Below are 7,876 nucleotides of genomic sequence, written 5' to 3'. Positions count from 1 at the left end.
TTGATAGGGTGTAAGTGGGGACCGGAACAGTACCGGAAAAGACAGGAAAAAAATTCCTAGGCGTAACAAGCAGCAAAACGAATTTATATTATTGAATTGTAAGAGCCCTTACCGGATTCGCCCGGTAGGGGCTTTCTTATTTCCAGTTCAACAATTAAAGGAGTTCCCATGAACCAACCTAAAAACAGCAGGAAGAATAAAGAGGCTGACACACCTAAAACCATGTCAGAAAGTGATCCATTCTCCTCTGTCCTCAAATCAGGTGAAGCAGACAAGCTAGGCGCAACGTCGAGTGGCAAAGTTCTCTACGAAATTGCCCAGAATAGTGAGGATAAACAACTATATTTTCGAATTTCCGGACAAAGTGGTGGGGCTGGATTGCATTCAAAACAGTGGATTCTTCTCAGTCGGCTACTAGATCTCATCGAATCACAGGGAGACAAACCGTGGAAAAGTCAGCTGTATAAATCTCTCTATTCTTCAGGCTCTGCCAACAACCAAGGTTTCTGCGCGGCAATTGCTCGTGGTCTTAATTTAGCAGCGAAAGCAGAGTCCTCTATCTACATGCACACTAAATCAAAAGATTACGAGGGAGTAAAAGCCGAGTTATTAGCTCTAGAGAAGTAGTTTCCAGCGCTAGGCTGTTGGTGGTTGTATTTTTGAACAATCAGGTGAGCATTTACAATGCATGTGCAACACTATGATAATCATCAAGTTTTGCGCATTGCCGCTCAAGTAGTATTTAGTGGATGTATTAAAAGTATCAATAAATAGAGGCTAGATATGGGAATTAGTAAAGAGCAAGAAGAAAAGGCTCGCAAGCAGTTCTACGAAGATATAAAAGACGTGGATGATGCTGATGTTGAATACGCATCTAAAAAAGGGAATAAGAAGTTAGATCAGCTTGATAGTAACCCTCCTGGCGCACTGTCTAAGCTTTGGAATGACATCAAGTTAATGGTGAATCTAATCACCGATTATGTGAAAGGTGATTACACGGAAGTGCCTTGGCGAGTAATCGCAGCCATTACAGGTGCGATTGTGTATTTCGCATCGCCAATAGATGTGATCCCCGATTTTATCCCTGTGGTTGGGTATCTCGATGATGCGCTTGTTATCAAGTTAGCTCTCGATTTGGCTTCTGAGGATCTGATTGAATATAAAAGATGGAAAGCTTGCTAGTTGGAGAAGCTACCTGACACATGAAAAAAGGGGGGATATCAGTAGTGATGTCCCCCTTATTCGTATGCAAAATGCCGGGGCCATTGTTGATGCAATGCTAAGGGATCAGCTCGCTGGACTGCAAACTAGGGGAAGCGGGGAGCCCAGCTTTCTCTTACCATAGAGGGCACTCAATCGTTGAGAACCTAGATGTTAGAATCGGCCATCAGAGGATAAGATAGGGCTGAAAACGAGCTTAGTTATGAGCCCCTGAACTATACCAACTAGGTTAACTAGGATGGTGGGGTTGACAGGGTTGCTAGGGCTTTATTTTTTGGTGCACATCAAGACGACGTTATGGAAACGGATTAATGCCTAGAAAGTTCCACTTAGATATTAAAGATTCTGATCCTGACTTAATTCATTATCAAAATGTTATTGAAGGCAATAGATTTGATTTGAGTACAAAAGGTCAGACTACTCCCAACAGTAAGGAAAGAAACCCATTTAATATCGTTTGTTTTTTTAATGACGATGGATTTAAAAGCTACCTTGTTTATCTTATAGAAACAGCCAAGGCGCTGGTTAGTCATTGGAGTGATGAAAATACAGCGAAGATTATGGCGTTTATGAAGCACAGTATCGAGCATGTTGATAGTGAGCTAATTAATGACGTTGATCATTCGACTAAAAACTATATTAAGTTGATTAGCGAATCTCAGGTGGACTTTATACATCTGGATCGTGAAGACCACATTCTTGCTGAGTTGCCAGAGAAAGAAGAAACGAAACACTTCAAAAGATCATGGGTATCTCTCGTAGATCATTTGATTGATGGTTGTAATCTAAATGAATTGCTTAGTATTAGAGAGATCAAAGAATCAAATAAGATAGGTAAGAATAATATCCATCGAAAACACTTATATGCTGCCCTGTCTATGCATGTTTTAAGGTTTTCCAATCGGTGCAAAGAAAGTCAGCCAGTAATTGATACGTTCTATGGCGGAAAAGCTAAAGATACTGGTGTTGATATCGTGGGACGTTTACTAATGGCTCATTATTTTCTAACGCTAGCATTGGGTGAAGATAGTGTTCAGACACCAGATGATTTTCTATGGCTTAAAAACTCGAAGGGCAAAAACATATCTGAGTTAAAAACAGTGACTAGGGACCTATATCTTAAGAATTGGGTCTACCTATACGACAAAGAAAATCCAGGCGCTATTTCTAGCCAGAAGCAACTGATAAGAATCTTGGAAGAACATTTCGCTGATCTTAACCTATCAGATAGTGTGATGAAGAGATTGCTCAAGAAGTTCAGAGCAGAGGATTACTTCCACCAAATGTTGGTTGATAAGCGGACCAATGAAGCACATCTACTGAACCCGACATTGCTCCGTCGACTCATGTTAAAAGTACACATCAGTTAAATTAAGGAAGAGAGGCGGGCATAGCTGCCGTTATCGTGTCTCTCTCTATTGTACTTCCTAACATTTCTTGCATATTGCCTTGAACCTTCCTACCTGATTGAGCGGTAAATAACGTCCACGATGATCTGTTGATGAAACACAAAGGGACCTCGTGACCCTTTCAACCTCGTGATTCTAAAAAAAATCTGATTAGTATAGGACTCCTCTACAGGGAAATGACTACAGGTGTAGTCTCGGCGCTGAAGCCTCCCTAATAACTCAGAGGATTCCAACCATGCTAAATATCAAACAAGCACAAGCAAGTTCAGCAATTCAACAAGCGTTCGCTGGCAACAAATCCGCAGTTCAGGTACGCCGCCCTAAAAAAGATGAGTACCTTTTTCTTAGTGAAGAGACATTAGATCTTATGGTCATCGCGGAAAAAACGATGCAAATGGGCCAAATGTATGCCACCGAAAGCTACTACTTAGTGCTGGGTGAAGAAGCACAAAAGGCGCTATTCAACGATCTTAAGACGAAAACATTCGTTCCTGCTGTTAACCAATACGGTGAAGTGTTCATTGCTATCTTCAATGCGCCAAGTCCAAACGGTTTTACGTGTGGCTACTACGAAACCACTCAGCATTATATTCCTGAACTACAGAAGGGCTATGGCCGTCTGGTCAACGATCAGGCGAACCAATGTTACCGTCTGGAAGAGTCTGATCTTCCACCATTTGAAGGCGAGTTTCCGTCACTAGAAGAGGTTTTGAGCAAAGAGTACGAAAACGCGACCGTTAAGTATGGCAACGAAGAAGTACTGGTGCGTTTAGGTAAAACCTTCAGCTCAACATCAGTACCGAAAGAAGAAACTCCTGCAACTCCATCAACCCAGTCAACCTCACCAACCCCTACAACCAAGGATGGCGGAGTTGATGGTGGTACAGATGGCTCAGTTCCGAACGACCCACTCGAAGATCTGCTGGGCTGATAGCTGGCAGAGAGAGTAACTATGGCGTGGCTGTTGTGGGAGTGGCGGCCACGTATGGAAAGAGTGTGTCTAAGAGGAAAGGTATCGTGACTATTGATACATCGTTAAATGTCTACCAACGTCAGGTGGAAGCTCGATTTGTATGTAATGGCTTGCCAGATGAGCAGCTAAATTGCGAACAGAGACAAGCAAGATATCTGAGCACTCTAGCCCCTTTAGAGTGGGTTGGATTTGGTCTGGAACGCATGCTTGAGCATTGTAGTGGCAACCGTAACGAGAACATCCGCCAGGATGTCATATCGCTCTACCACAAGATCAGTTGTCAGGGCCTTTTAGTGGATCGTACAGCATTGGCTGACTTGATTCAGGACTATAAGGAGCGATTACGGGACGACCCTTTTTCCCAAAAAGAATACAAGGCCCTAGAGTGGTTAAGCCGCTTACAGGTAGATGATGACGGTAAGTTAAGAACCCCAATCAGACCATACCACAGCATTACGGGGCGTGCTGGCTTACTCGGAACGACTCCAATTAATGGCTACAAAATCTTCCGAGAGAAGCTACTAGCAGCTCCGGTTGGTTGCTCGGTTGCCTCAGTGGACTATGTCGCTTGTGAAGTAGGGATCTTAGCAGCCCTATCGGGTGATGTGCGCCTACGCAGTGACTATATGAACAGCGATGATCTATATGAGGCATTGCTCTCCCCTATGCATGCCGCTTGTGGCTTGCAGCTAGAGAGAAAGCAGCTCAAAGGCTTACTTCTCATGTCAATCTACGGTGCATCCCCTTCAACAATAGCTTCCAAGCTAAGACTGACTGAGTTGAAAGCTCAAGCTCTTCTGAAGGGCGTCATGGGACATTACCCAGCAGCGTTTAAGTGGTTAGAGCAACAGACAGTTTCTGCGTACCACGCGAAGATTTTGCAATCACATACATGGCAGATCCACGTTACGCCGGAAGCAAGACCACCTCAAGTGAGAAACTGGCCGATCCAGATGGCAGGGATGGAAATCATTAACAGAGCTTGCCTGTTAGCCGATCAACAGATGCTGAAGGTGGTTGGGGCTGTTCATGATTGCGTCTATATCGAGAGTGAACGCGGGCGCTTTGAGCAAGAGATAACAACATTGAAAGAAGTGATGGGTATGGCTTCCGAAACGATGCTGAATGGCTTTCGACTTAAAACCACCATCGACTTTGTAACACAAGAATAAACATGAGATTAGGTAACGATTATGGCGATGAAAACTGGATACTTTATTGAAAAAGAAAAACTTGAGAAGGCAGACTTTGGCGACAGTGTCGTGGGTAAAACTCTGCATCATGTGATCAATACGTTTGATATTGGCAGAAATGGATATGGCGTGGCTATTTTGTCTCGAAAAGAGGAAGGAAAAAACCGCCTGACATACCTTTCAAGAAGTCCGAGATTTGCTCAGATTCTACGTGAGGAAATGATGATCACAGAGGGCCTTGCACTTGATAAATCGCAGATAGATGAGATTGCAGAAAAGCTGAATGGCATTGCTGGTATTGCGAAACATGTATCGTTTACCCACCTAAGAGTGGCGGCAACAGAGTGCGGCAACGGACGTATACTTGATGTCGGTGACGAAGCAGGCACCCAATATCAGCTTAAAGATGGAAAAGTATCGGTGATATCTGAAGGCTCCGATCAACTGTTCATCAGTTCCGGCGATGCAGAGGCGTTGCCCCCGTTAGCAGAACAGGGAGATTGGAAAAAGCTGTTGCCTTACCTCAACATGGAGAAGAAGCACCAGTTCCTATTTATCGCCTGGCTGCTTCATACCATGACTTTGGTTCGAGACCCTGATACTGCTTACCCCATTCTGGTGATCTACGGCGGTCAGGGAACAGGTAAGTCGACGTTTTGTAAGCGAATCATTCGAGCCTTGCTTGACCCAAGAGCCGCTAAAATAAAGAGCTTTCCTACCAAAAAGGAAAATCTTGCCATTGCTTTACAAAATGAGTTCACCTCAATTTACGATAACATGCGTTCGCTGACGAAAAGTTGGTCGGACTATCTGTGCATCGTTGCTACTTATGGTGTGGAGGAGAAGCGTAAGCTTTATTCTGATGGTGATAGCGTTAAGTTCGACCTTCACGGTAGCTTAGTCCTCAATGGTATACATGACTTCATTGAAGAGCCTGATTTGGCTTCGCGCTCTATTTATATCTCGATGAAACAGCTATCGGCGGAGCAGCGTGTAAACGGTAAAGCGATGCTTCAGAGCTTGGAGGGGGAGCTGTCAGAGATTTACACTGGCCTTCTTGAACTCTTGGCAAAAATACTTGATGTACTGCCAACAGTTTCAATTAAGAAAGCCGGTCGCTTAAATGAGTTCTCTCGCTTTCTAGCTGCATTTGAAGTTGTTACAAAAGCTCCAGAGGGTTACCTTCAAAACTTGTACTTGAAAAATCAGCAGGAAAGCGCTCTTGAGTCCCTATACCTGAATAAGCTGGCTAAGCCACTAATCCAACTTGCTCAGAAAGCGGGTGTACAGGGAAAAAAATATACGCCTACAGAACTCTATGAAGAGTTAGTACGGGTAACACCTTTCCACGAGCAGAAGGGAGAGTTCCCGGAGAACCCGATACAGTTTGGTCTCAGAGTCGATGGCTTAATGAGTTCACTGGGTATGGCAGGTATCCGAGTAGAGCGAGTTGCACCAAAGAACTCTATATTCTTGGGGTTAGTGGCTGAGCAGCAGGAAGCGGCATAGCTAGGACGAAGACAAGGAAACGTATTAGCTTGACATCGAAAGGGGGGAACTCGTTCCCTCGCTCAACCCTGCCAACCCCGCTGACTAGGGTTGGAGGGGATAAAGGGGTGGGCGAGGACTCGTGACTGAATCGTCTGGTAGTCATAAAGCTAGAGCGTGGATGCTGGCTGAGCTCCCCCCTAGACCCTTAAATCTGCCTCATCTTGTGCTGTAGCGCATGGATTAGGTTTCTTTATCCGATTAGTATGCTATCTGTGGCTTATTGCTCCGGTTTGGTTTTACAAAATAAAGTCCACTCCACTCTTAATGTGAAATCCGTTGTACTGAGTCGAGTTTAACTAAGCAATGGTTGTTATACTCAATAGGCAAAGCGTAAGGTGAGAAAAAGGAATAACAACATGCCAAGCGAAAGTTTATTTACCACTTGCAAGCACTGTGGGAAGCAAGTATCTAAATCACAAAGAAAGTGTCCGAGTTGCGGTAAATCAGTAAGGAAACTTAGCATCGCACATTGGATAGGGATAGTTTTGGGTTGCTTGTTGTTGATTGGATTAATTAACTCACCGAATGATGCCCCCCGAAAAACAGCTACCCCGATCTCTTTTAAAAATGCAAAGAGTGATATTGCCAGTAAGTTGGATCTAGATTTTAAGTGGCGAAAAGAAGGATTTGGCTCCGTAATGGAGGCTGATTTTAAAATCATCAACAACAGTGAAGAAGACATCAAAGATATAAGAATTCAGTGCGATCATTTCGCAAAAAGTGGAACGAAAATAGATTCCAATAGTAGAACAATATATGACGTGATCAAGGCTAACTCAAAACGGTCATTCAAGAACTTCAATATGGGTTTTATACATGACCAAGCAAGCTCATCATCTTGTTATATAAGTGATTTTTTATTAGTTAAATAAAATGACCATTATTGATAGGAGATAAAAATGGCACTAATTAATTGCCCAGAATGTGAAACTGAAGTGAGTGATTCTGCACTTAAATGTCCTAAATGTGGTGTACAGCTTCGGAAAGCAAAGAGAGGATTATTTGGCCAACTATTTAAGTGGAGCTTTATTCTATTTAATATCCTTATGTTGGTATGGTTGGTTACATATTGGGGCTCTATCGGTGACATGAGCAACACCATTACCAGTGACGCAGAAAAAGCCGGAGCTGTAATTGGTGGAACAATTGGAACAGGAATGCTCTTTGGTTTGTGGGTATTTGGTGACATCATTCTGGGCTTGTTTGTAATGTTTACTCGCCCTAAATCATAAACACTTAATACACATATAAGCCTACCTCGCATCAATAGGCAATACCAATTACCTTGGCTGCGCCCGCAGCCAAAATAATTGAACACCAAGCTATTTATTTCATTCTATCAAAAAAAAACACCGTCAAAGTTGCTTACAGTAAACACATATAGAAGCTAACCACTGCCTACTGTCGAGTGAGCTAAGCCCCGTAAGCCAGAGCACCTTACCAAGTAACTTTCCTATACCTAAAATTATTCGTATGTTTCTAAATTAACAAAGCCCCTGAAACACTTCTGTCCAAAAGTACGTTGCAAC

General features: G+C 43.3%; 8 protein-coding genes. All 8 read left to right on the top strand.

Going from position 1 to position 7,876, the window contains the following annotated elements:
- Nucleotides 1-168: 168 nt before the first annotated feature.
- The 8 genes from NL645_RS22960 (at nt 169) to NL645_RS22925 (ending at nt 7,579) form a co-directional block, all read left to right on the top strand.
- Complete coding sequence (locus tag NL645_RS22960; RefSeq protein WP_140098694.1) at nt 169-627, top strand: hypothetical protein; 459 nt, start codon at nt 169-171, stop codon at nt 625-627.
- Between the two features lie 156 nt (nt 628-783).
- Nucleotides 784-1,182 (top strand): YkvA family protein, encoded by a 399-nt coding sequence (locus NL645_RS22955; protein ID WP_025789412.1) that lies wholly within the window; start codon nt 784-786, stop codon nt 1,180-1,182.
- A 350-nt stretch (nt 1,183-1,532) separates the two neighbouring features.
- Entirely contained in the window at nt 1,533-2,591 is a 1,059-nt protein-coding gene (locus tag NL645_RS22950) for a hypothetical protein (protein ID WP_140349067.1), read from the top strand.
- Between the two features lie 274 nt (nt 2,592-2,865).
- On the top strand, nt 2,866-3,561 hold the full coding sequence (locus NL645_RS22945; RefSeq protein WP_140099180.1) for a hypothetical protein: 696 nt from the start codon (nt 2,866-2,868) through the stop codon (nt 3,559-3,561).
- Nucleotides 3,562-3,626: 65 nt separating this feature from the next.
- On the top strand, nt 3,627-4,775 hold the full coding sequence (locus tag NL645_RS22940; protein ID WP_253652471.1) for a DNA polymerase: 1,149 nt from the start codon (nt 3,627-3,629) through the stop codon (nt 4,773-4,775).
- 21 nt (nt 4,776-4,796) lie between these two features.
- The gene (locus tag NL645_RS22935) at nt 4,797-6,305 is read left to right on the top strand and encodes a hypothetical protein (RefSeq protein ID WP_140099177.1); all 1,509 of its coding nucleotides are present in this window, start codon (nt 4,797-4,799) and stop codon (nt 6,303-6,305) included.
- 398 nt (nt 6,306-6,703) lie between these two features.
- Entirely contained in the window at nt 6,704-7,219 is a 516-nt protein-coding gene (locus NL645_RS22930; protein ID WP_029559164.1) for a zinc ribbon domain-containing protein, read from the top strand.
- A 27-nt stretch (nt 7,220-7,246) separates the two neighbouring features.
- Nucleotides 7,247-7,579, top strand: a complete 333-nt coding sequence (locus NL645_RS22925; protein ID WP_029559163.1) for a zinc-ribbon domain-containing protein — start codon at nt 7,247-7,249, stop codon at nt 7,577-7,579.
- Nucleotides 7,580-7,876: the final 297 nt, after the last annotated feature.

Source organism: Vibrio sp. Y51_MX_L26 (assembly GCF_024181935.1).
Classification (GTDB): Bacteria; Pseudomonadota; Gammaproteobacteria; order Enterobacterales; family Vibrionaceae; genus Vibrio; species Vibrio diabolicus.
The sequence above is the reverse complement of the archived record's forward strand: the minus strand, read 5'-3'. Positions and strand labels throughout refer to the sequence as shown.

Coding starts and splice junctions, on each gene's coding strand:
- NL645_RS22960 (WP_140098694.1), top strand. CDS start 169: ATGAACCAACCTAAAAACAGCAGGAAGAATAAAGAGGCTGACACACCT.
- NL645_RS22955 (WP_025789412.1), top strand. CDS start 784: ATGGGAATTAGTAAAGAGCAAGAAGAAAAGGCTCGCAAGCAGTTCTAC.
- NL645_RS22950 (WP_140349067.1), top strand. CDS start 1,533: ATGCCTAGAAAGTTCCACTTAGATATTAAAGATTCTGATCCTGACTTA.
- NL645_RS22945 (WP_140099180.1), top strand. CDS start 2,866: ATGCTAAATATCAAACAAGCACAAGCAAGTTCAGCAATTCAACAAGCG.
- NL645_RS22935 (WP_140099177.1), top strand. CDS start 4,797: ATGGCGATGAAAACTGGATACTTTATTGAAAAAGAAAAACTTGAGAAG.
- NL645_RS22930 (WP_029559164.1), top strand. CDS start 6,704: ATGCCAAGCGAAAGTTTATTTACCACTTGCAAGCACTGTGGGAAGCAA.
- NL645_RS22925 (WP_029559163.1), top strand. CDS start 7,247: ATGGCACTAATTAATTGCCCAGAATGTGAAACTGAAGTGAGTGATTCT.